Source organism: Kitasatospora sp. NPDC004272, assembly GCF_053603035.1.
Genome location: NZ_JBSGET010000005.1, coordinates 73,672 through 94,292, shown reverse-complemented (window position 1 = coordinate 94,292; position 20,621 = coordinate 73,672). Strand labels below are relative to the sequence as shown.

Below are 20,621 nucleotides of genomic sequence, written 5' to 3'. Positions count from 1 at the left end.
CGGATCGGACTGCCCGGTTGCTACCCCGCGTCCGTGCGGGTGAAGGTCCAGCGGTGCACCGGCCGGGCCAGCAGGTGCGCGGGCGGCTCCGGCACCGGCACCGGCTCGCCCGTCCACAGCGCGATCAGCAGCACCCGCTCGCCCGGCGCGGTGAACAGCTCCACCCGCTCCAGACCGGCCGCGCCGCGCACCGCGGGCAGCGCGGACTCCCGTGCCCAGGCGTGCAGTTCGGCGCCCAGGCCGTCGGCGGCCCGGGCCTCCCACATCGCCGCCAGGGTCACTTCAGCGCCTCGTGCGCGTGCGCGTGGAAGTGCTCGTGCCCGGTGCCCGGGACGTGGGTCTCGGTGACCGGCAGCGAGGAGTCCGCCGACAGGTCGAAGGAGGACGGGGCGCGGTCGCGCCAGACCATCTCCGAGCCGAGCGCCGCCACCATCGCGCCGTTGTCGGTGCACAGGCCCGGCCGCGGCACCCGCAGCACGATGCCCGCCCGGTCGCAACGCTGCTGCGCCATCTCGCGCAGCCGCGAGTTGGCCGCCACGCCGCCGCCGATCATCAGGTGGTCGACGCCGTTGTCCTTGCACGCCCGCACCGCCTTGCGGGTCAGCACGTCGGTGACCGCCTCCTGGAAGGACGCCGCGACGTCCGCCACCGGCACCTCCTCCCCGGCCCGCCGCTTGGCCTCCACCCAGCGCGCCACGGCGGTCTTCAGGCCGGAGAACGAGAAGTCGTACGCCGGGTCCCCCGCGTTGTTCAGGCCGCGCGGGAAGGCGATCGCCTTCCCGTCGCCGTCCTTCGCCATCCGGTCCACCACCGGTCCGCCCGGGAAGCCCAGCCCGAGCACCCGCGCCACCTTGTCGAACGCCTCGCCCGCCGCGTCGTCGATGGTCGCGCCCAGCGGCCGCACGTCGGAGGTGATGTCGCTGCTGAGCAGCAGCGAGGAGTGCCCGCCGGAGACCAGCAGCGCCATCGTCGGCTCCGGCAGCCGGCCGTGCTCCAGCTGGTCCACGCAGATGTGCGAGGCCAGGTGGTTCACCCCGTACAGCGGCTTGTCCAGCGCCCACGCGTACGCCTTGGCGGCGCTCACGCCCACCAGCAGCGCGCCCGCCAGGCCGGGGCCCGCGGTGACCGCGATGCCGTCCAGGTCGCTCGCCTTGATCCCGGCGGTGTCCAGCGCCCGCCGGATGGTCGGGACCATCGCCTCCAGGTGCGCCCGGCTGGCGATCTCCGGCACGACGCCGCCGTACCGGGCGTGGTCGTTGACGCTGGAGGCGACCGCGTCGGCCAGCAGCGTGGTGCCGCGGACGATGCCGACGCCGGTCTCGTCGCAGGAGGTCTCGATGCCGAGGACGAGGGGTTCGTCAGCCATTGTGATGATCCTTCAGATCGCTTGCGTCACTTGCCAGGTGGTCCAGACGCATCACCAGTGCGTCCACGTTGGCGGGCTGGTAGTAGCCCCGCCGGATCCCGACCGGCTCGAACCCGAACCGCTCGTACAGCCGCTGCGCGCGCAGGTTGTCCACCCGCACCTCCAGCAGCAGCTCGGCGCAGCCGCGCCGGACCGACTCCGCGGTCAGCTCCGCCAGCAGCATCCCGCCGAGGCCCGCCCCCTGGTGGCCGGAGTCCACCGCGATCGTCTGCACGTCGCCGTCCGACCCGACCGCCATCAGCCCGGCGTACCCGACGACCGCCCCGGCCCCGTCCACGGCCACCACGTAGTGCCGGCTCCCGCCCGGGTGCGCCTCGGCCAGCTCCGACCAGTACATCCCGCGCGACCACGCGTCCTCGGGGAACAGCCGGTGCTCCAGCACCATGACGGGCTCGATGTCCCACCACCGCATGGGACGCAGCGCGTACCTAGCCACGCCGGCCGACCGTCCCGGCCCAGGGGGGCGTCATGCCGGGAGCACCGCCTTGTAGCCCGCGGGCACCTGCGCGTCCGGCCGCCGCAGGTACAGCGGGGCGTTCGGCAGCAGCTCCCGGCCGGCCGCCAGCTCGCGGACCGCGAAGTCGGCCAGCGCGCCCGCCGAGACGTGCTCGGGGCCGCTCGCCGCGGGCAGCGCGTACAGCAGGGCGCCCGCGCCGACCGTCCGGTCGCCGGGCTCGATCTCGGCCGGGCGGTCCACCGCGGGGCCGCTCACCCGGGCGCCGTCGGCGTCGTAGGAGGCCCAGTAGACCTCCTTGCGGCGCGCGTCGGTCGCGACGGTGAACGCCCCCTCCAGGCCCTCGGTGCGGGCCTGGTGGGCGATCGCGTCCAGGGTGCAGACGCCGTGCACGGGCAGGCCGAGCGCGTCGCCGAGGGCGGCGGCGGTGACCAGGCCGACCCGCAGGCCGGTGTACGGGCCGGGGCCGACCCCGACGGCGACGGCGGTCAGCTCGCGCTTGTCCACGCCGGCGGCGCGCAGCACGGCCGCGACGGTGGGCAGCAGCAGTTCGCCGTGCCGCCGGGCGTCGACCTCGTAGGACTCGGCGAGCACCTTCCCGCCGTCGTGGACGGCGGCGGTGACGGCGGGGGTGGCGGTGTCGAAGGCGAGGAGGAGCACGGGTCCAAGGTTAGAGGGTCCGCCCCCGGGGCCCGCACCGCGCCCGCGCCGGCACCGCCCCGGCCGGGAACACACGATCGCCAAGAGGCCGGAACGGCGGTCCGCACCTGGCACGATGGGCTTCGCTGAGGTCGATACGGTGCGGCGCGGAGCGTTGAGGAGCTGACGTGGCGAAGCTGGGTCCTGGTGTGGTGGTCGGCGGGCTGACCCTGGGCGCCCTGGCGGTGATCGGGCTGCTGGCCTTCCAGGCGAACGGCGCGGCCTCGCGCGCGGTGGCGGCCGTGCCGTCAGCGTCGAGCGCCGCCCCCTCGGCCTCCGCCCCGGAGAGCGGCCGGCCGACCCCGCCGCCGCTGCCCGCCGATTCCGGCACGGGGGTGCGGGTGGTGTACTCGCTGAAGGACCAGCAGGTGTGGCTGGTCGACCCGAAGAAGCCGAACCCGGTGCTGGCCTCGTTCAAGGTGGTGCCGGGCAACACCCTGCCCGCGGCGGGCACCTACAGCGTCGCCAGCCGGACCGCGGCGGGCACCGGCACCGACGGGCGGCAGATCGAGCACGTGGTGCGGTTCGCCCAGCAGTCGGGCACGGTGTTCGGCTTCAGCGCGCTGGTGGACGAGAAGGCCCCGGCCCCGTCGCAGGACCCGAAGAAGAAGACCGGCGGCATCCGGGCCACCCGGGCGGACGGCCAGGCGCTGTGGGACTTCGCGCCGAACGGCACCCGGGTGGTCGTGGTCGCCTGATCGGCGGCCCGCGGCGCTACGCGGCGCGGCGCTCCGGCGGAGTGGAGACCGCCTCGGCGGCCCGGCCGGCGGCCAGCAGGACGCGCATCGGCACCGGCCCGGCGGCGGTGCGCGGCGGGCCGGGCTCGGCGGTGGCGGCGGGCATCGGCCCCGGACGGGCCCCGGCGTTCTCGGTGTTCTCGGTGGGGGGTGTGCTCGGCATCGGGCGCCTCCCTAGTTAGGCATACCTAACCTGCTGACGCCATCCCATCACGCCCGCGCGGTGCGCCGCAACCGTTTCCCGACGCGCTGTCGGAAACCCGGCTCAGTTCTCACCCAATCCGGTGAGTTCCGCGCCGTCCCAGCGACCGCCCAGCCCGGTGAGGGTGACCCGCCGCCCGTCCGCCTCCTCGTCCGGCGCGTCCACCGCCTCGCCGCCGAGGGTCCGCTCGATCCGGATCTCCAGCCGGTCCTCGGACAGCTCCTCGACCTTGCCCTCGCCCCACTCGACCACCACCACCGACTCGGGCAGCGACACGTCCAGGTCGAGGTCCTCCATCTCGTCCAGCCCGCCGCCCAGCCGGTACGCGTCCACGTGCACCAGCGCCGGGCCGCCGGTCAGCGAGGGGTGCACCCGGGCGATCACGAAGGTCGGCGAGGTGACCGCGCCGCGCACCCCCAGGCCCTCGCCCAGGCCGCGGGTCAGCGTGGTCTTGCCCGCGCCCAGCTCCCCCGAGAGCAGCACCAGGTCGCCGGGGCGCAGCAGGGCGGCCAGGCGCCGGCCGAGGCCGGTCATCCGCTCCGCGGTTTCGACGGTCAGAGTGGTCTGCGAACCCATGGCGTCCTTCTTCGATCGTTGCGGCCACTCCATAAGGTGCCACACCGGGCGAAGCGCTCCGCTCAGTCCTCGGCCGGCTGCTGCGCCCGCTCCCGCAGCGCGTCCGGCAGCGGGCCCGTCCCGGCCCGTTCGGCGGCGCGCTCCAGCAGCCCGGCCAGCTCCCGGTCGACGGTGCCGGGGCGCTCCAGCATCACCAGGTGCCCGGCGCCCTCGACCAGCACCAGCCGGGCGCCGGGCAGCGCGGCGGCGATCGCCTCGGAGTACTCGGGCGGGGTCAGCAGGTCCTTGGTGCCGGCCAGCACGAGGACCGGCAGGCCCTCCAGGGCGGCCAGCGCGGCGCGCTTGTCGTGCGCGGAGAACGTCGGGTAGAACTCGGCGACCACGTCGATCGGGGTGGCGTCCAGCAGCTGCTCGGCGAACCGGACGACCGCCGGGTCGACGTCCTTGCCGCCGAACGAGAACCGCCGGTAGAACACCGCGGCCAGGTCGGAGCCCCAGCGCCGGGTCGCCTCGACCAGTTGGACCTGACGGCCCAGCGCCCTTATCACCCCGGGCGCGACCCGCTTGACCACCTTGGCGCCGACCGCGGGCAGGCCCAGCGGCACCGCGTCCCAGTCGCCCGCCAGGGTGCCGACCAGCGCGACGCCCGCCACCCGGCCGCCGGGCCCGAACAGCTCGGGGTGCCGGTCGGCGAGCGCCATCACCGTCATCCCGCCCATCGAGTGCCCGACCAGCACGATCGGCCCCTCGGGCACGACCGCGTCCAGCACCGCCTTCAGGTCGGCGCCGAGCCCGTCGATCGAGGCGGCCTCGCCGGCCAGGTACGAGCGGGAGCGCTCGGAGCGGCCGTGGCTGCGCTGGTCCCAGAACACGGTGCGCAGCGCGCCGCGCAGCGCGGCCCGCTGGAAGTGCCAGCTGTCCTGGTTGAGGCAGTAGCCGTGGCAGAACACCACGGTCGGCCCGGCGCCGGGCGGCGCCTCGTCGACCTCGACGTACAGCTCGGTGCCGTCGGCGGCGGGCACGGTCGTCGCGGTGCCGCGCAGCGAGCCGAAGGCGGCCGCCGCGTCCAGTTCCTCGCGGGCCCGCCTGCGCATCGCTCTCCCGACCGTCAGCCGCTCGATCGCCACCCCGGCGGCCGCCCCGGCCGCCAGCACGCCCAGCGAGATGCCGATCAGCCCGGCCCGGGACACCCCGCCGGAGGAGGACTCCTCAGCCATCCGTCACCCCCGCAGCCCGCCGACGTAGCGCCGCGGGACCCGCCCCCCGATCCGGGTGATGATCTCGTACGCGATGGTGCCGCAGGCCCGCGCCCAGTCCTCGGCGGTGGGCTCGCCCCGCTCGCCGGAACCGAACAGCAGCACCTCCTCGCCGATCTCCGGGGTGTCCCCGCCGAGGTCGACGACGAACTGGTCCATCGCGACCCGCCCGGCCACCCGGTACCAGCTCGACCCGATCTGCACCGGGCCGGTGTTGCTGGCGTGCCGCGGCACGCCGTCCGCGTAGCCGAGCGGCACCAGGCCGAGCGTGGTCCGGCCGGAGGTCGTGTAGTGGTGCCCGTACGAGATGCCGTGACCGCCGGGGACCTGCTTGACCAGCGCCAGCCGGGCCGCCAGCGACATCACCGGGCGCAGCCCGAAGTCGGCGGGCGCGCCGACCTCCGGGACGGGCGACAGGCCGTACATCGCCAGGCCGGGCCGGACCAGGTCGTAGTGCGACTGCGGCAGCAGCAGCGTCGCCGGGGAGTTCGCCAGGTGCCGCACCTCGGGATCGACGCCGGCCCGCTCGGCGAACGCCAGGGCCTGCGCGAACGAGTCCAGCTGGGCCTGGATCGACGGGTGCCCGGGCTCGTCGGCCGCCGCGAAGTGCGACCAGACGCCGACCACCCGCAGCAGGCCGTCCGCCTGCGCCTTGACGGCGTTCTCCACCAGGTCCGGCCAGTCGTGCGGCTGGCAGCCGTTGCGGCCCAGCCCCGTGTCGGCCTTCAGGTGCACCCGGGCCGGGATCCCGGTCTCCCGGACGGCGGCGAGCAGCTCGTCCAGCGCCCACTGGCCGCTCACCGAGATGTCCACCGACTCCCGCAGCGCCCGCGCCCACGGCCCGCCCGGCGTCCACAGCCAGCACAGGATCCGGACCTGCTCCGGTCCGATCCCGGCGGCCCGCAGCGCGAGCGCCTCCTCCGGCGTCGCCGTCCCCAGCCAGCCGACCCCGGCCGCGACGGCCTCCCGGGCGCACCTGAGCGCGCCGTGGCCGTAGGCGTCCGCCTTGACCACCGCCATCAGCTCAGGCCCGTCGGTACGGGCCCGCAACGCGGCCAGGTTGTCGCGCAGCGCGGCCAGGTCGATGGTCGCCTCGGCCCGCGCTCCCTGGGCCAGCGCGGGCGTCCCGGTGGTGTTCGCAGTCGTCATCGCGTATCAGTCTCCCAGACCGCGGCCGGAGGGTCGGTATTCAGGGCGCGCATTCGGGGGCTCGGGGACGGCGGGAGGCGAAATCAGGGGCCCGGGGAACGGCGGGCTCGTGCTGCTGACGGCCGGAGCCCATCGAAGGTTTGTGCTGCTGCGTGTCTTCAACCGAACCGGAAGCCGACGCGCGCAACGGCAGTGCACCGTCAGCAGACCCGGGCTCGCCGTTCCCCGAGCCCCCGGCGGGGCTCTCGCCGTTCCCCGGGCCCCTGGATCGTCCCCCATGCCTGATGGAGCGCTCCCGCCAGGTCCAGGGCCGTGATCGGGGCGCCGTCGCCCGCCGCGTGGCGGCCGGCCAGGCCGTGCAGGTGGGCCGCGGCGGAGGCGGCGTCCAGCGGGGTGAGGCCGGTGGCGAGCAGGGAGCCGGCCAGGCCGGAGAGGACGTCGCCGCTGCCCGCGGTGCCGAGCCAGCCGGTGCCGGTGGAGTTGACCCGGGCCCGGCCGTCCGGGTCGGCGACGACCGTCGTGGAGCCCTTGAGCAGCACCGTCGCCCGGTACCTCGCGGCGAGCAGCCGGGCCGCCCACAGCCGCCGGGCGGCGACCTCCTCGGCGTCGGCCTCCTCGTCGACGCCCGCGAGCAGCCGGGCCGCCTCCCCGGCGTGCGGGGTGAGCAGGACGGGCGCGTCCCGCCCGGCCAGCGCGGCCGGGCCGAGGCGGGCGAGTTCGGTGAGCGCGTCGGCGTCGGCCAGGACGGGCACGCCGGTGTCCAGCGCCTCGCGCAGCGCGCGTTCGGCGTCGGCGCCGCCGCCGGGGCCGACCACCCACGCCTGGACGCGTCCGGCCCGGGCCGGGCCGTCCTCGGTGACCAGCGTCTCGGGGTGGCGGCGGACCACCTCCGCGGCGGCGTGCCCGGTGTAGCGCACCGCCCCGGCGCCGCCGTACAGCGCCCCGGCGACGGCCAGCACGGCCGCGCCCGGGTAGCGGGCGGACCCGGCGGCGACGCCGACCACCCCGCGCCGGTACTTGTCGCTCTCCGCGCCGGGGACGGGCAGCAGCGCGGCCAACTCGGCCCGCTGGAGCGCCTCGACGGGGGCGGGCGGCAGGTCGAGCCCGAGGCCGACCAGGTGGACGACGCCCGCGTACCCGGCGCCGGGGTCGATCAGCAGGCCGGGCTTGTGGGTGCCGAAGCAGACCGTGACGTCGGCGCGCAGCGCGGGCCCGGCGACCTCTCCGGTGTCCGGGTCCACCCCGGACGGGACGTCCACGGCGACCACGCGGCCGCGGCGCGGCGCGGTGGCGAACGGGGCGGCGGCCGGGCGCAGCGGGCCGCGGCCGCCGATGCCGACGATGCCGTCCAGCACCAGGTCGGCCCGGCCGAAGGCGTCCGGGTCCGCGGTGACCCGCCCGCCGGCGGCGAGCAGCGCGGCCAGGCCCCCGGTGTGCGCCTTCGCCGGGTCCAGCAGCAGCGCCTCGGCGCGGGCCCCGCGCCGGGCCAGCCGGGCGGCCGCGAAGAGGGCGTCGCCCCCGTTGTCCCCCGACCCGGCCAGCACCAGCACCCGGCTCCCGTACACCCGGGGCAGCAACCCGGCACAGACCGCGGCCAGCCCGGCGGCGGCCCGCTGCATCAGCGTCCCCTCCGGCAACCGTGCCATCAGCGCGGCCTCGGCGGCGCGGACCTGCTCGACGGTGTGGGCGTGGCGCATGCGGATTCTCCGTTCTCGGGGGGGGAGGAGCACCACCAGGGGCTCGGGGAACGGCGAGGCCCAGGCTGCTGCCGGTTCACTGCCGTGGCGCGCATCTGCTTCCGGTTCCGTTGAAGACACGCAGCAGCACGAACCTCCGGTGGGCTCCGACCACCAGCAGCACGGACCCGCCGTTCCCCGGGCCCCTGAATGCGCGCGCTCCCGAAACGTCTCAGCCTTCGGCGATGACCACCGCCGAGGCGACGCCCGCGTCGTGGCTGAGCGAGACGTGCCAGGAGGTGACGCCGAGCGCGGCGGCGCGGGCCTCGACGGTGCCGGTGATGTGGAGCAGGGGGCGGCCGGACTCCTCGACCCGGACTTCGGCGTCCTCCCAGCGCAGGCCGGGCGGGGCGCCGAGGGCCTTGGCGACGGCCTCCTTCGCGGCGAACCGGGCGGCCAGCGAGGCGGTGCCGCGGCGCTGGCCGGAGGGGAGGGTGAGTTCGGCGGGGGTGAAGAGGCGTTCGGCGAGCCCGGGGGTGCGTTCCAGGGACTGTTCGAACCGTCCGATGTCCGCCACGTCGATGCCGACCCCGATGATCACCTGCGTACTCCCTCGTCCGTCCCCGGGACGGGCCGACCGCCCCGGGGATGGACGATACGCGGGCTACTCGACCGTGACGGACTTGGCCAGGTTGCGCGGCTGGTCGACCTCGTGGCCCTTGGCGGTGGCCAGCTCGCAGGCGAAGACCTGGAGCGGGACGGTGGAGACCAGGGGCTGGAGCAGGGTCGGGGTGGCCGGGATGCGGATCAGGTGGTCGGCGTAGGGGACGACGGCCTCGTCGCCCTCCTCGGCGATCACGATGGTCCTGGCGCCGCGGGCCCGGATCTCCTGGATGTTGGAGACGATCTTGTCGTGCAGGACCGAGCGGCCGCGCGGCGAGGGCACCACCACGACCACCGGCAGGCCCTCCTCGATCAGGGCGATCGGGCCGTGCTTGAGCTCGCCGGCGGCGAAGCCCTCGGCGTGCATGTAGGCGAGCTCCTTGAGCTTGAGCGCGCCCTCCAGGGCCACGGGGTAGCCGACGTGCCGGCCGAGGAAGAGCACCGAGCGGGCGTCGGCCAGCGAGCGGGCGAGCTCGCGGACGGGCTCCATGGTGCCGAGGACCTGCTCGACCTGCCGGGGGGCGTCGCCGAGTTCGCGGATGACGGAGGAGATCTCGTCACCCCACTTGGTGCCGCGCACCTGGCCCAGGTAGAGGGCGACCAGGTAGCAGGCGACCAGCTGGGTGAGGAACGCCTTGGTGGAGGCGACCGCGACCTCGGGGCCGGCGTGGGTGTAGAGGACGGCGTCGGACTCGCGCGGGATGGTCGAGCCGTTGGTGTTGCAGATCGCCAGCACCTTGGCGCCCTGCTCGCGGGCGTGCCGCAGCGCCATCAGGGTGTCCATGGTCTCGCCGGACTGCGAGATGGCGATCACCAGGGTGCGGTCGTCCATGATCGGGTCGCGGTAGCGGAACTCGCTGGCGACCTCGACCTCGCAGGGGACGCGGGTCCAGTGCTCGATCGCGTACTTGGCGATCATGCCGGCGTGGAACGCGGTGCCGCAGGCGACGATCACCACCTTGTCGACCTCGCGCAGCACCTGGTCGGGGATGCGCAGCTCGTCGAGGGTGAGCCGGCCGTCGGTGCCGATCCGGCCGAGGAGGGTGTCGGCGACGGCCTTCGGCTGCTCGGCGATCTCCTTGAGCATGAAGTAGTCGTAGCCGCCCTTCTCGGCGGCCGAGGCGTCCCAGTCGACGTGGTACTCGCGGACCTCGGCGGGGGTGCCGTCGAAGTTCGTGACCGTGACGCCCTCGGGGCGCAGCTCGACCACCTGGTCCTGGCCGAGCTCGACGGCCTCGCGGGTGTGCGCGATGAACGCGGCGACGTCCGAGGCGAGGAAGTTCTCGCCGTCGCCGACGCCGACCACCAGCGGCGAGTTGCGGCGGGCGCCGACCACCGTGCCGGGGGCGTCGGCGTGCACCGCGACCAGGGTGAAGGCGCCGTCGAGCTGGCGGCAGACGGCGCGCATGGCCTCGGCCAGGTCGCCGTCGTAGGCCTCGGCGAGCAGGTGGGCGACGACCTCGGTGTCGGTCTCGGAGCGGAGGGTGTGGCCCCGGTCGGCGAGGTCGGCGCGCAGCCGCGCGAAGTTCTCGATGATGCCGTTGTGGACCACCGCGACCTTGCGGTGGTCGTCCAGGTGGGGGTGGGCGTTGGCGTCGGTGGGGCCGCCGTGGGTGGCCCACCGGGTGTGTCCGATGCCCGTGGTGCCGGCCGGGAGAGGGGTTTCGGCCAGCGACTTCTCAAGGTTGACGAGCTTTCCGGCCCGCTTGTCGGTGGAGAGGAGCCACTGCCCGGCGGCGCCCTCCGTCTGGACCGCGACGCCGGCCGAGTCGTAACCCCGGTACTCCAGCCTCCGCAGTCCCGCGATCACTACGTCGAGGGCCGATTGTGGCCCCGTATATCCAACAATTCCGCACATGTGCGCCAGCATATGTGCGGATGTTCGACCCCCGGGGGGTCGGATGACCACACCGGGTGACCGACACCACAGCACCCGGCACCCTGCGGACGGCCCACAATGGACACCGTGCTGACCGAACTCTGTACGAAGGGTGCGCCCCCCGCGCCCACCCCCTCCCCGTACGTGGATCTGGACCGCGCCGAGTGGAGCGCGCTGCGCGAGCGCACCCCGCTGCCGCTGACCGCCGAGGAGGTCGAGCGCCTGCGCGGGCTCGGCACGGCCCTGGACCTCGACGAGGTCCGGGACGTCTACCTGCCGCTGTCGCGCCTGCTGAACCTGTACGTACACGCCACCCACGAGCTGCGCGGCGCGATCGGGAGCTTCCTCGACACGCCGGACACCGAGCGGGTGCGCACCCCGTTCATCATCGGCGTGGCCGGCTCGGTCGCGGTCGGCAAGTCCACCACGGCCCGGCTGCTGCAGGCGTTGCTGGCCCGCTGGCCCGAACACCCCCGGGTCGAGCTGGTCACTACCGACGGCTTCCTGCTCCCCAACGCGGAGCTGCGCCGGCGCGGCCTGATGGCCCGCAAGGGCTTCCCCGAGTCGTACGACCGCCGGGCGCTGATGCGCTTCGTCGCGGACGTGAAGGCCGGCAAGGAGCGGGTCACCGCGCCGGTGTACTCGCACCTGGTGTACGACATCGTGCCGGACGAGCAGCTGGTGGTGGAGCGCCCCGACATCCTGATCGTCGAGGGCCTGAACGTGCTGCAGCCGGCCCTGCCGGGCACCGACGGGCGGACCCGGATGGCGGTCGCCGACTACTTCGACTTCTCGATCTACGTCGACGCCCGGACCGACGACATCGAGGCCTGGTACCTGGACCGGTTCCGCAAGCTGCGGCAGACCGCCTTCCAGGACCCGAACTCCTACTTCCGGCGCTTCACCGAGGTGCCCGAGGAGGAGGCGATGGACTACGGCCGCCAGGTCTGGCGGACCATCAACCGGCCCAACCTGCTGGAGAACGTGCTGCCCACCCGCGGCCGGGCCACCCTGGTCCTGCAGAAGGGCCAGGACCACAAGGTCCGCCGGGCGCTGCTGCGCAAGCTCTGAGCCCGCGCCGGGGGAGGGACGGCCCCTCCCCCGGCCCGGCCTCAGCCCAGGTGCAGCCGCACCGCGTCGGCGAGCCGCTGGCAGACGTCCTGCGCCTGCTCGTGGCCGACCGCCTCGACCATCACCCGCACCAGCGGCTCGGTGCCGGACTTGCGCAGCAGCACCCGGCCGGTGGTGCCGAGCTCGGCCTCCGCCGCGGCGAGCGCGGCCTGCAGCTCGACGCAGGACTCCACCCGGTCCTTGTCCACGCCCTTGACGTTGATCATCACCTGCGGGAGCCGGGTCATCACCGAGGCCAGGTCCGCCAGCGGCTGCTTGGTGGCGGCCAGCCGGGCGCCCAGCATCAGGCCGGTCAGGGTGCCGTCGCCGGTGGTGGCGTGGTCCAGCAGGATCACGTGGCCGGACTGCTCGCCGCCCAGCGCGTAGCCGTGCTGCTTCATCTCCTCCAGCACGTACCGGTCGCCGACCGCGGTGCGCACCAGGTCGATGCCCTCGCGCTCCATCGCCAGGGTGAAGCCCAGGTTCGACATCACGGTGGCGACGGCGGTGTTGCGGCGCAGCGTGCCGGCCTCCTTCATGCCGACCGCCAGGATCGCGATGATCTGGTCGCCGTCGACCTCGTTGCCCTCCGCGTCGGCGGCCAGGCAGCGGTCGGCGTCGCCGTCCAGGGCGACGCCGAGGTCGGCCCGGTGCTCCTTCATCGCGGCGCGCAGCCGCTCCAGGTGGGTGGAGCCGACGCCGTCGTTGATGTTCAGGCCGGTCGGCTCGGTGCCCAGGGTGTACACCACCTCGGCGCCGGCCCGGGCGAACGCCTCCGGGGCGACCCGGGCGGCCGCGCCGTGCGCGCCGTCGATGACCACCCGCACCCCGTCGAGCCGGTTCGGCAGCACCGCGACCAGGTGCGCCACGTACCGGTCGAAGCCCTCGTTGTACTGGCGGACCCGGCCGACCGCCGCGCCGGTGGGGCGCTTCCAGCTCTCGTCGCCGGCGCCGTAGCGGCGGTAGTGCGCCTCGATGGCGTCCTCCAGCGCGTCGTCCAGCTTGTGGCCGCCGCGGGCGAGGAACTTGATGCCGTTGTCGGGCATCGCGTTGTGGCTGGCGGACAGCATCACGCCGAAGTCCGCGCCGAGCGCGCCGGTCAGGTACGCCACCGCGGGGGTGGGCAGCACGCCGACCCGCAGCACGTCCACCCCGGCGCTGGCCAGGCCGGCGATCACGGCGGCCTCCAGGAACTCTCCGGACGCCCGGGGGTCTCGGCCGACCACGGCCACCGGCCGGTGCCCCTCGAACGCGTTGGCGTCGCCGAGCACATGGGCGGCGGCCACCGACAGGCCAAGCGCCAGCTCCGCGGTCAGGCCCTCGTTGGCCACCCCGCGCACCCCGTCCGTACCGAAGAGTCGTGCCATGTTCGCGTTCGTCCGTCCTGTCGCGCCGGTGTTGGGCTCGGGTGCTGCCGTCCCCGCGGACCCCGCACGGTCCGGGAGGCACAACGCCCCGGAGCACAGAGTGCTCCGGGGCGAGGATCGCATGAAGGGTGCGATTAGCGCTTGCTGTACTGCGGCGCCTTGCGGGCCTTCTTGAGACCGGCCTTCTTGCGCTCGACGGCGCGCGAGTCACGGGTCAGGAAGCCGGCCTTCTTGAGCGCGGCGCGGTTGTTGTCCACGTCCGCCTCGTTCAGCGCACGGGCGACACCGAGGCGCAGCGCGTACGCCTGGCCGGAGACGCCGCCGCCGGCGATGCGGGCGATGACGTCGTAACGGCCGTCCAGCTCAAGGAGCTTGAAGGGCTCGTTCACGGTCTGCTGGTGCACCTTGTTGGGGAAGTAGTTCTCCAGGGTGCGACCGTTGATCTTCCACTGGCCGGTGCCGGGGACGATGCGCACGCGGGCGATCGCCTCCTTGCGGCGGCCGAGGCCGGCGCCGGGGACGGCCTCGCCGAAGCGGCCGGCCAGCGACTCGGTGGTGTACTCGGTCTCGGTGGTGTACTCGTCGACGTTCTCGTCGTCGAACTCGACCTCGAGGGTGCTCTCGATGGCAGTCTCGGCCACGGTGTTCCTCAGCTCTTCTACGTCAGTTGGGGTGTGGGTGGCCGGAATTACTGCGCGACCTGGGTGATCTCGAACGGCACCGGCTGCTGCGCAGCGTGCGGGTGCTGGTCGCCCGAGTAGACCTTCAGCTTCGAGAGCATCTGACGGCCCAGGCTGTTCTTCGGAACCATGCCCTTGATGGCCTTCTCGACGGCCTTCTCCGGGTTGTTCGCGAGCAGGTCGTCGTAGCGGACCGAGCGGAGACCGCCCGGGAAGCCGCTGTGGCGGTAGGCCAGCTTCTGGGTCTTCTTGTTGCCCGAGAGGTGCACCTTGTCGGCGTTGATGATGATGACGAAGTCACCAGTGTCAACGTGCGGCGCGTAGATCGCCTTGTGCTTGCCCCGCAGGAGGTTGGCGGCCTGGGAGGCCAGGCGGCCGAGCACGACGTCGGTCGCGTCGATGACGTGCCACTGACGCTGGACGTCGCCGGGCTTGGGGCTGTACGTACGCACGGTCGTAGCCTTCGCTTTTCAGTGAGTGGGTCCTGACAGGAGCACCAAGGCCCGGGGCCTCCAGCCGATCCGCCCGGACGCAATTCGGGCAGCCGCTGGAGTTCGGCCTGTCGTCTCCGGCGTACCGACCTCTCACGTGAGATAGAGCGAGCCAATACGCACAACAGCGGCCAACCTTACCGGGCCGGTGGGGTGGAATCCAAACCGGCCCGGCGTGACGGACTTCGATTCAGCGGTCCCGGACCACCCGGGTCTCGTCCCAGACCGGCTCCGGGGCCTCGTAGACCCGGCCGTCCGAGCCGAACACCAGGAAGCGGTCGAAGCTCCGGGCGAACCAGCGGTCGTGGGTGACGCACAGCACGGTGCCGTCGAACGCCTCCAGGCCCTGCTGCAGCGCCTCGGCGCTCTCCAGGTCCAGGTTGTCGGTGGGCTCGTCCAGCAACAGCGCGGTCGAGCCGGACAGCTCCAGCTTGAGGATCATCAGCCGGGCCTGCTGGCCGCCGGACAGCGACTCGAACTTCTGCTCCTCCTGCCGGTCCAGCTCGTAGCGGCGCAGCGCGGACATCGCCGCGCCGCGGGAGAGCGCGTGCTCCTCCTCGACGATCGAGCGGACCGTGCGGCCGAGCAGCTCCGGGTGGGCGTGGGTCTGCCGGAAGTGGCCGGGGACCACCCGGGCGCCGAGCTTCCACGTGCCGCCGTGCTTCACCGTGTCGTCGCCGGCCAGCAGCCGCAGGAAGTGCGACTTGCCGGAGCCGTTGGAGCCCAGCACCGCGACCCGCTCGCCGTAGAAGACCTCCAGGTCGAAGGGCTTCATCAGGCCGGACAGCTCCAGGCCCTGCATGGTGAAGGCCCGCACGCCGGTGCGGCCGCCCTTGAGCCGCATGGTGATCGACTGCTCGCGCGGCGGCGCCTCGGGCGGGCCGGCCTCCTCGAACTTCTTCAGCCTGGTCTGCGCGGCGGCGTACCGGGAGGCCATCTCGTGGCTGACTGCGGCCGCCTGCCGGAGCGTGATCACCAGCTTCTTCAGCTTGGCGTGCTCTTCGTCCCAGCGGCGGCGCAGCTCCTCGAAGCGCTCGAACCGGGCCTTGCGGGCCTCGTGGAAGGTGTCGAAGCCGCCGCCGTGCACCCAGACGCTGGAGCCGGTCGCGCCGGACTCCACCGCGATGATCTTCTCGGCGGTACGGGAGAGCAGTTCGCGGTCGTGCGAGATGTACAGCACGGTCTTGTTGGTGGCCCGGATCGCCTCCTCCAGCCAGCGCTTGCCCGGCACGTCCAGGTAGTTGTCCGGCTCGTCGAGCAGCAGCACCTCGTCCGGGCCGCGCAGCAGCGCCTCCAGCACCAGCCGCTTCTGCTCGCCGCCGGAGAGCGTGTTCAGGCCGCGCCACTGGGCCCGGTCGAAGGGCATCCCGAGGGCGGCCGTGGTGCAGACGTCCCAGTCCGCCTCGTACTCGTAGCCGCCGGCGTCCGACCAGTCGGACAGCGCCTGGGCGTAGGCCATCTGCGACTTCTCGTCGTCCTGGGCGATCATCGCCAGCTCGGCGGCGTCCACCCGGCGGGCCGCGTCGGCGATCCGCTTGGGGGCGACGGAGACCAGCAGGTCGCGCACCGAGGCGTCGGCGGGCAGCGCGCCCGGGGCGTCCTCGGTGCTCTCCCGGCCGGTGGTGCCGACGAACTGCCGCATCACGCCCAGCCCGCCGGTGACCGTCACCGAGCCGCCGTGCGGCTGGGTGTCCCCCGCGATCATCCGCAGCAGCGTGGTCTTGCCGGCGCCGTTCGCGCCGACCAGCGCGACCGCGGCGCCCTCGCCGACCCGGAAGGACGCGTCGTCGAACAGCACCCGCCCGTCCGGCAGGTAGTACTCAAGGTGCGAAATCTCGACGTGTCCCATGCGAAGGAATTGTGCCAAGCCCCCACCCCGCGACAAAACGGATTACCCGCCCGCCGCTCCCCCGCCGGTCACGCCCCCGTCGGCGCCCGGCAGCGTCCGCAGCCGCCGGGAGATCCGGTTGCGCTCCGCGAGCAGCTCGTCGGCCGGGTAGCCGACCTCCTCCAGGGTCAGCCCGTGCGGCCGGATCACGTTGACCGCCGAGTTGCGCACCCCGCCGGCCAGCACCTCGCCCGGGAACTCCACCGGCCGGTGCCCGTCGCCGACCAGCAGCATCGCCCCGACCAGCGCGCGCACCATGTTGTGGCAGAACGCGTCCGCCCGCACGGTGGCCACCGCGAGCGAGCCCTCCTGGGCCGCGTACGGGTCGATCGGCACCCGGTCCCAGTGCAGTTCCAGCAGGGTGCGGATGGTGGTGGCGCCCTCGCGCTTCTTGCAGTACGCCGCGAAGTCGTGCTCGCCGACCAGCAGCGCCGCCGCCTCGTTCATCTTCTCCAGGTCGAGCGGCCGGTCGTGCCACAGCACGTGCCCGCGCAGCAGCGGGTCGACCCCGCCGGGGTGGTCGGCGACCCGGTACGCGTAGCGGCGCCAGATCGCCGCGAACCGGGCGTCGAAGCCGTGCGGCGCCGCGGCGACCCGGTACACCCGGACGTCGGCGGGCAGCCGCCCGGCGAGCCGGCGCAGCAGCTTCTCCCCGTGCCGGTCCCACAGCGCGTCCGGCAGGTCGACGTGCGCGACCTGGCCGCGGGCGTGCACCCCGGCGTCGGTGCGGCCGGCCACGGTCAGCGGGAAGTTCTGCTCGCTGCGCAGCACGATCCGCAGCGCGTCCTCCAACTCGCCCTGCACGGTGCGCCGTTCGCGCTGCCGGGCCCAGCCGGAGAACTCCGCGCCGTGGTAGGCGAGGTCCAGCCTGACCCGGGTGTGCCCGTCCGCCGGGCCGTCCTTCACCGGCGGCAGCTCCGCGCAGTCGTTCACCACTCCAACTCCCCTGTCTCCCTGCTGGGATGCGAACGGGCCCGCTCCCCCGGCGAGCGGGAGAACGGGCCCGGACGAAGACCTACGGCGAAGCTCAGGCCTCGGTGGTCTCGGCGGCCTCGTCGGCCTTGGTCTCCTCGGCCTCGGCGGCCTTGGTCTCGGCGGCCTTGGTCTCGGCCTCCTTGACGGAGCGCTTGGTGGCGGCCTCGGCCTCGGCGACGGTCGCCTTGGTGGCGATCTCGCCCTCGACCAGCTCGATCACGGCCATGGGCGCGTTGTCGCCGCGACGGCCGCCGATCTTGGTGATGCGGGTGTAACCGCCGGGGCGGTTCTCGAACCGCGGGGCGATCTCGGTGAAGAGGGTGTGCAGGACCGACACGTCGGTGATGGTCTTGCGCACCAGGCGACGGTTGTGGATGTCGCCCTTCTTCGCCTTGGTGATCAGCTTCTCCGCCAGCGGGCGCAGGCGACGGGCCTTGGCCTCGGTGGTGGTGATGCGGCCGTACTGGAACAGCTCGCGGGCCAGGCCGGCCAGCAGCAGCGGCTCGTGGGACGGGCCGCCGCCGAGACGGGCACCCTTGGTGGGACGGGGCATGTTCAGCTCCTTGGATCTCCGACCGCGGCCGTACCAGGTACCGCGGCGGGCGTGCGGACACCGCGTCCGCACGACTTCTCACGCCACCGGAGGCGGTCCGGCGAAGGACCGCCCCCGGTGTCGAAACTCAGTACTGCTCGGTCTCCGCGTAACCCTGGTCGTCCAGGTCGTCGGCGCCGAAGGCGTCGGCGGCGGCGGTCGGGTCGAACCCGGGCGGGCTGTCCTTGAGGGCCAGGCCCATGCCGGCCAGCTTCGCCTTGACCTCGTCGATCGACTTCGCACCGAAGTTGCGGATGTCGAGCAGGTCGGCCTCCGAGCGGGCGACGAGCTCACCCACGGTGTGGATGCCCTCGCGCTTGAGGCAGTTGTAGGAGCGGACGGTGAGTTCCAGCTCCTCGATCGGCAGCGCCAGGTCGGCGGCCAGGGCGGCGTCCGTCGGCGACGGGCCCATGTCGATGCCCTCGGCGTCGACGTTGAGCTCGCGGGCCAGGCCGAACAGCTCGACCAGGGTCTTGCCGGCCGAGGCCATCGCGTCGCGCGGACGCATGGCGGGCTTGGTCTCGACGTCGACGATCAGCTTGTCGAAGTCGGTGCGCTGCTCGACACGGGTCGCCTCGACCTTGTAGGTGACCTTGAGCACCGGGCTGTAGATGGAGTCGACCGGGATGCGGCCGATCTCCTGGCCCGAGGCCTTGTTCTGCACGGCGGAGACGTAGCCGCGACCGCGCTCGACGGTCAGCTCCATCTCCAGCTTGCCCTTGCCGTTCAGCGTGGCGAGGACCAGCTCGGGGTTGTGCACCTCGACACCGGCCGGGGGCGCGATGTCGGCGGCGGTGACCACACCCGGGCCCTGCTTGCGCAGGTACATCACGACCGGCTCGTCGTGCTCCGAGGAGACGACCAGCTGCTTGATGTTCAGGATGAGGTCGGTGACGTCCTCCTTGACGCCCGGCACGGTGGTGAACTCGTGCAGGACGCCGTCGATCCGGATGCTGGTGACGGCGGCACCGGGGATCGAGGAGAGGAGCGTGCGGCGGAGCGAGTTGCCGAGGGTGTAGCCGAAGCCCGGCTCCAGCGGCTCGATCACGAACCGCGAGCGGAACTCGTCGACGACCTCTTCGGTCAGCGAAGGACGCTGAGCGATCAGCATGTTCTGGATCCTCCAGTTGTCTTCGGCACCCACTATTTGATGCCGATAGAACTCAAGCGTACGGGCTCCCGCGACAAACGGGAGCCCGTACGAGGTTTAAAACACCGGGCGCCTGGTGAACCCAGGCTCCGCGTCAGACGCGGCGGCGCTTCGGCGGACGGCAGCCGTTGTGCGGGGTGGGGGTGACGTCCTGGATCGAGCCGACCTCCAGGCCGGTGGCCTGGAGCGAGCGGATCGCGGTCTCACGGCCGGAGCCGGGACCCTTGACGAAGACGTCGACCTTGCGCATGCCGTGCTCCTGCGCGCGACGGGCAGCGGCCTCGGCGGCCATCTGCGCGGCGAACGGGGTGGACTTGCGCGAGCCCTTGAAACCGACGTGGCCGGCGGAGGCCCACGAGATCACGTTGCCCGAGGGGTCGGTGATCGAAACGATGGTGTTGTTGAACGTGCTCTTGATGTGAGCGTGCCCGTGGGCGACGTTCTTCTTCTCCTTGCGGCGGATCTTCTTCGCGCCGGCAGCCTGACGACCCTTGGGGGGCATAAGTCTGTTCTCCTACTGAGGTGGTCGGTCCGCTAACCCGCGGGCCGGAGGGATGTCCGGTTGACGGGACGGACTACTTCTTGCCCGGCTTCTTCTTGCCGGCGATCGCGCGACGCGGGCCCTTGCGGGTACGCGCGTTGGTGTGGGTGCGCTGGCCGCGGACGGGCAGGCCGCGGCGGTGGCGCAGGCCCTCGTAGCAGCCGATCTCGACCTTGCGGCGGATGTCGGCGGCGACCTGGCGGCGGAGGTCACCCTCGACCTCGAAGTTCGCGTCGACGAACTTCTGCAGCTTGACGAGGTCGTCCTCGGTGATGTCGCGGACGCGGACGTCACCGCTCACGCCGGTCTCGGCGAGCGCCTGCTGGGCGCGGGTCTTGCCGATGCCGTAGACGTAGGTGAGGGCGATCTCGATCCGCTTCTCGCGGGGGAGATCAACGCCGGAAAGGCGTGCCATTCAAGGCTCCTGTGGTTCTCTCAGAGGTCTGACGTGCCGCCTACTCGCTGTCTCTCGACAGGGAGCCCCGGCCTCTGACCGGGGGTGGCAGTCCGTCCATCGGACGGATCGGGCGGCCCGCTTATGACGTTGGTGCGCGTCGCGCGAAGGTCCTACGAGAAATGCGGGGTGGATCAGCCCTGGCGCTGCTTGTGGCGCAGGTTGTCGCAGATCACCATGACCCGGCCGTGGCGGCGGATCACCTTGCACTTGTCGCAGATCTTCTTGACGCTCGGCTTGACCTTCATGATTCAGGTTCTCCGGGGTCTAGATCTGGCGGTTGTTACTTGTAGCGGTAGACGATCCGGCCGCGGGTCAGGTCGTAGGGGCTGAGCTCCACCACGACCCGGTCATCCGGGAGGATGCGGATGTAGTGCATGCGCATCTTGCCGCTGATGTGCGCGAGGACCTTGTGACCGTTCTGCAGCTCGACCTTGAACATCGCGTTCGGAAGAGACTCGATCACGGTGCCCTCGATCTCAATGGCGCCTTGCTTCTTAGCCATGAACTGCGAGATCCACCCTTCGGGTCCGGCTACCGTATGCGGAACGCTCGTGCGAACCAGGCTTCACCTCGACCCGGGGAATCCCCTGGGCGGAGGGCGTGCGGGAACACGCTACGAGAGAGCCGACGCACCATCGTAAACCAAGCACCGC

24 protein-coding genes are annotated in these 20,621 nt (G+C 73.0%); 2 read left to right on the top strand and 22 right to left on the bottom strand.

Going from position 1 to position 20,621, the window contains the following annotated elements:
* Positions 1–20: 20 nt before the first annotated feature.
* Genes ACWEO5_RS03590 through tsaB form a run of 4 tightly spaced genes read right to left on the bottom strand, consistent with a single transcriptional unit; the run spans position 21 to position 2,540 of the window.
* Complete coding sequence (locus tag ACWEO5_RS03590) at positions 21–281, bottom strand: hypothetical protein (protein WP_344552009.1); 261 nt, start codon at positions 279–281, stop codon at positions 21–23.
* The gene (tsaD, locus tag ACWEO5_RS03585; protein WP_344552010.1) at positions 278–1,366 is read right to left on the bottom strand and encodes a tRNA (adenosine(37)-N6)-threonylcarbamoyltransferase complex transferase subunit TsaD; all 1,089 of its coding nucleotides are present in this window, start codon (positions 1,364–1,366) and stop codon (positions 278–280) included. Before tsaD ends, ACWEO5_RS03590 begins: the two co-directional genes overlap by 4 nt.
* Positions 1,359–1,838, bottom strand: coding sequence for a ribosomal protein S18-alanine N-acetyltransferase (gene rimI, locus ACWEO5_RS03580; RefSeq protein WP_344552011.1), 480 nt, complete (start codon positions 1,836–1,838; stop codon positions 1,359–1,361). Before rimI ends, tsaD begins: the two co-directional genes overlap by 8 nt.
* A gap of 54 nt (positions 1,839–1,892) precedes the next feature.
* A complete protein-coding gene (gene tsaB / locus ACWEO5_RS03575; protein WP_452159713.1) occupies positions 1,893–2,540 on the bottom strand; it encodes a tRNA (adenosine(37)-N6)-threonylcarbamoyltransferase complex dimerization subunit type 1 TsaB in 648 nt (215 codons plus the stop codon).
* Positions 2,541–2,707: 167 nt separating this feature from the next.
* On the opposite strand from tsaB, the gene ACWEO5_RS03570 reads away from it, so the two are divergent.
* Positions 2,708–3,277, top strand: a complete 570-nt coding sequence (locus ACWEO5_RS03570) for a L,D-transpeptidase (RefSeq protein ID WP_344552013.1) — start codon at positions 2,708–2,710, stop codon at positions 3,275–3,277.
* Between the two features lie 16 nt (positions 3,278–3,293).
* On the opposite strand, the gene ACWEO5_RS03565 is transcribed toward ACWEO5_RS03570, so the two are convergent.
* The 7 genes from ACWEO5_RS03565 to glmS all read right to left on the bottom strand — a co-directional run bounded on the left by ACWEO5_RS03565 (position 3,294) and on the right by glmS (position 10,696).
* Positions 3,294–3,479, bottom strand: a complete 186-nt coding sequence (locus tag ACWEO5_RS03565; protein ID WP_452159710.1) for a hypothetical protein — start codon at positions 3,477–3,479, stop codon at positions 3,294–3,296.
* Positions 3,480–3,581: 102 nt separating this feature from the next.
* On the bottom strand, positions 3,582–4,094 hold the full coding sequence (tsaE, locus tag ACWEO5_RS03560) for a tRNA (adenosine(37)-N6)-threonylcarbamoyltransferase complex ATPase subunit type 1 TsaE (RefSeq protein ID WP_452159708.1): 513 nt from the start codon (positions 4,092–4,094) through the stop codon (positions 3,582–3,584).
* Between the two features lie 62 nt (positions 4,095–4,156).
* Positions 4,157–5,311, bottom strand: coding sequence for an alpha/beta fold hydrolase (locus tag ACWEO5_RS03555; RefSeq protein WP_452159706.1), 1,155 nt, complete (start codon positions 5,309–5,311; stop codon positions 4,157–4,159).
* A gap of 3 nt (positions 5,312–5,314) precedes the next feature.
* Positions 5,315–6,499 (bottom strand): alanine racemase, encoded by a 1,185-nt coding sequence (gene alr / locus ACWEO5_RS03550; RefSeq protein WP_344552017.1) that lies wholly within the window; start codon positions 6,497–6,499, stop codon positions 5,315–5,317.
* A 200-nt stretch (positions 6,500–6,699) separates the two neighbouring features.
* Complete coding sequence (locus ACWEO5_RS03545; RefSeq protein WP_452159704.1) at positions 6,700–8,196, bottom strand: NAD(P)H-hydrate dehydratase; 1,497 nt, start codon at positions 8,194–8,196, stop codon at positions 6,700–6,702.
* Between the two features lie 211 nt (positions 8,197–8,407).
* Positions 8,408–8,776 carry a holo-ACP synthase gene (locus tag ACWEO5_RS03540; RefSeq protein WP_344552019.1) on the bottom strand — a complete coding sequence of 123 codons (369 nt, stop codon included), beginning with the start codon at positions 8,774–8,776 and terminating at the stop codon, positions 8,408–8,410.
* A gap of 63 nt (positions 8,777–8,839) precedes the next feature.
* Positions 8,840–10,696, bottom strand: coding sequence for a glutamine--fructose-6-phosphate transaminase (isomerizing) (gene glmS, locus ACWEO5_RS03535; RefSeq protein WP_452159749.1), 1,857 nt, complete (start codon positions 10,694–10,696; stop codon positions 8,840–8,842).
* A gap of 99 nt (positions 10,697–10,795) precedes the next feature.
* Between glmS and coaA the strand changes: the two genes are divergently transcribed.
* Positions 10,796–11,788, top strand: a complete 993-nt coding sequence (gene coaA, locus ACWEO5_RS03530) for a type I pantothenate kinase (RefSeq protein WP_344552020.1) — start codon at positions 10,796–10,798, stop codon at positions 11,786–11,788.
* Positions 11,789–11,829: 41 nt separating this feature from the next.
* On the opposite strand, the gene glmM is transcribed toward coaA, so the two are convergent.
* The 11 genes from glmM to infA form a co-directional block, all read right to left on the bottom strand.
* On the bottom strand, positions 11,830–13,194 hold the full coding sequence (glmM, locus tag ACWEO5_RS03525) for a phosphoglucosamine mutase (protein WP_452159701.1): 1,365 nt from the start codon (positions 13,192–13,194) through the stop codon (positions 11,830–11,832).
* A 134-nt stretch (positions 13,195–13,328) separates the two neighbouring features.
* Positions 13,329–13,835 (bottom strand): 30S ribosomal protein S9, encoded by a 507-nt coding sequence (gene rpsI, locus ACWEO5_RS03520; protein WP_014136250.1) that lies wholly within the window; start codon positions 13,833–13,835, stop codon positions 13,329–13,331.
* Positions 13,836–13,882: 47 nt separating this feature from the next.
* Positions 13,883–14,326: a 50S ribosomal protein L13 gene (gene rplM / locus ACWEO5_RS03515; RefSeq protein ID WP_014136251.1), complete on the bottom strand. Its 444-nt coding sequence runs from the start codon at positions 14,324–14,326 to the stop codon at positions 13,883–13,885.
* A 229-nt stretch (positions 14,327–14,555) separates the two neighbouring features.
* A complete protein-coding gene (locus ACWEO5_RS03510; protein WP_452159698.1) occupies positions 14,556–16,214 on the bottom strand; it encodes an ABC-F family ATP-binding cassette domain-containing protein in 1,659 nt (552 codons plus the stop codon).
* Positions 16,215–16,256: 42 nt separating this feature from the next.
* Positions 16,257–17,189 (bottom strand): tRNA pseudouridine(38-40) synthase TruA, encoded by a 933-nt coding sequence (truA, locus tag ACWEO5_RS03505; protein WP_452159696.1) that lies wholly within the window; start codon positions 17,187–17,189, stop codon positions 16,257–16,259.
* Positions 17,190–17,280: 91 nt separating this feature from the next.
* On the bottom strand, positions 17,281–17,781 hold the full coding sequence (gene rplQ / locus ACWEO5_RS03500) for a 50S ribosomal protein L17 (protein ID WP_033213976.1): 501 nt from the start codon (positions 17,779–17,781) through the stop codon (positions 17,281–17,283).
* A gap of 127 nt (positions 17,782–17,908) precedes the next feature.
* Entirely contained in the window at positions 17,909–18,931 is a 1,023-nt protein-coding gene (locus ACWEO5_RS03495; protein ID WP_030457404.1) for a DNA-directed RNA polymerase subunit alpha, read from the bottom strand.
* 133 nt (positions 18,932–19,064) lie between these two features.
* Positions 19,065–19,472, bottom strand: coding sequence for a 30S ribosomal protein S11 (gene rpsK, locus ACWEO5_RS03490; protein ID WP_014136257.1), 408 nt, complete (start codon positions 19,470–19,472; stop codon positions 19,065–19,067).
* 73 nt (positions 19,473–19,545) lie between these two features.
* Positions 19,546–19,926, bottom strand: a complete 381-nt coding sequence (rpsM, locus tag ACWEO5_RS03485; RefSeq protein ID WP_452159694.1) for a 30S ribosomal protein S13 — start codon at positions 19,924–19,926, stop codon at positions 19,546–19,548.
* 173 nt (positions 19,927–20,099) lie between these two features.
* Positions 20,100–20,213 carry a 50S ribosomal protein L36 gene (gene rpmJ, locus ACWEO5_RS03480; protein ID WP_003956441.1) on the bottom strand — a complete coding sequence of 38 codons (114 nt, stop codon included), beginning with the start codon at positions 20,211–20,213 and terminating at the stop codon, positions 20,100–20,102.
* Between the two features lie 35 nt (positions 20,214–20,248).
* Positions 20,249–20,470 carry a translation initiation factor IF-1 gene (gene infA / locus ACWEO5_RS03475; protein WP_003956442.1) on the bottom strand — a complete coding sequence of 74 codons (222 nt, stop codon included), beginning with the start codon at positions 20,468–20,470 and terminating at the stop codon, positions 20,249–20,251.
* Between the last annotated feature and the right edge of the window lie 151 nt (positions 20,471–20,621).

Bases quoted from the DNA above. Each gene is read 5' to 3' on its own strand.
- glmS (WP_452159749.1), bottom strand. From the start codon at position 10,696: ATGTGCGGAATTGTTGGATATACGGGGCCACAATCGGCCCTCGACGTA.
- ACWEO5_RS03545 (WP_452159704.1), bottom strand. From the start codon at position 8,196: ATGCGCCACGCCCACACCGTCGAGCAGGTCCGCGCCGCCGAGGCCGCG.
- rplQ (WP_033213976.1), bottom strand. From the start codon at position 17,781: ATGCCCCGTCCCACCAAGGGTGCCCGTCTCGGCGGCGGCCCGTCCCAC.
- tsaD (WP_344552010.1), bottom strand. From the start codon at position 1,366: ATGGCTGACGAACCCCTCGTCCTCGGCATCGAGACCTCCTGCGACGAG.
- ACWEO5_RS03565 (WP_452159710.1), bottom strand. From the start codon at position 3,479: ATGCCGAGCACACCCCCCACCGAGAACACCGAGAACGCCGGGGCCCGT.
- rimI (WP_344552011.1), bottom strand. From the start codon at position 1,838: ATGCGGTGGTGGGACATCGAGCCCGTCATGGTGCTGGAGCACCGGCTG.
- infA (WP_003956442.1), bottom strand. From the start codon at position 20,470: ATGGCTAAGAAGCAAGGCGCCATTGAGATCGAGGGCACCGTGATCGAG.
- ACWEO5_RS03495 (WP_030457404.1), bottom strand. From the start codon at position 18,931: ATGCTGATCGCTCAGCGTCCTTCGCTGACCGAAGAGGTCGTCGACGAG.
- glmM (WP_452159701.1), bottom strand. From the start codon at position 13,194: ATGGCACGACTCTTCGGTACGGACGGGGTGCGCGGGGTGGCCAACGAG.
- coaA (WP_344552020.1), top strand. From the start codon at position 10,796: ATGGACACCGTGCTGACCGAACTCTGTACGAAGGGTGCGCCCCCCGCG.
- ACWEO5_RS03510 (WP_452159698.1), bottom strand. From the start codon at position 16,214: ATGGGACACGTCGAGATTTCGCACCTTGAGTACTACCTGCCGGACGGG.
- tsaE (WP_452159708.1), bottom strand. From the start codon at position 4,094: ATGGGTTCGCAGACCACTCTGACCGTCGAAACCGCGGAGCGGATGACC.
- rpsK (WP_014136257.1), bottom strand. From the start codon at position 19,472: ATGCCCCCCAAGGGTCGTCAGGCTGCCGGCGCGAAGAAGATCCGCCGC.
- alr (WP_344552017.1), bottom strand. From the start codon at position 6,499: ATGACGACTGCGAACACCACCGGGACGCCCGCGCTGGCCCAGGGAGCG.
- ACWEO5_RS03555 (WP_452159706.1), bottom strand. From the start codon at position 5,311: ATGGCTGAGGAGTCCTCCTCCGGCGGGGTGTCCCGGGCCGGGCTGATC.
- rpsM (WP_452159694.1), bottom strand. From the start codon at position 19,926: ATGGCACGCCTTTCCGGCGTTGATCTCCCCCGCGAGAAGCGGATCGAG.
- rpmJ (WP_003956441.1), bottom strand. From the start codon at position 20,213: ATGAAGGTCAAGCCGAGCGTCAAGAAGATCTGCGACAAGTGCAAGGTG.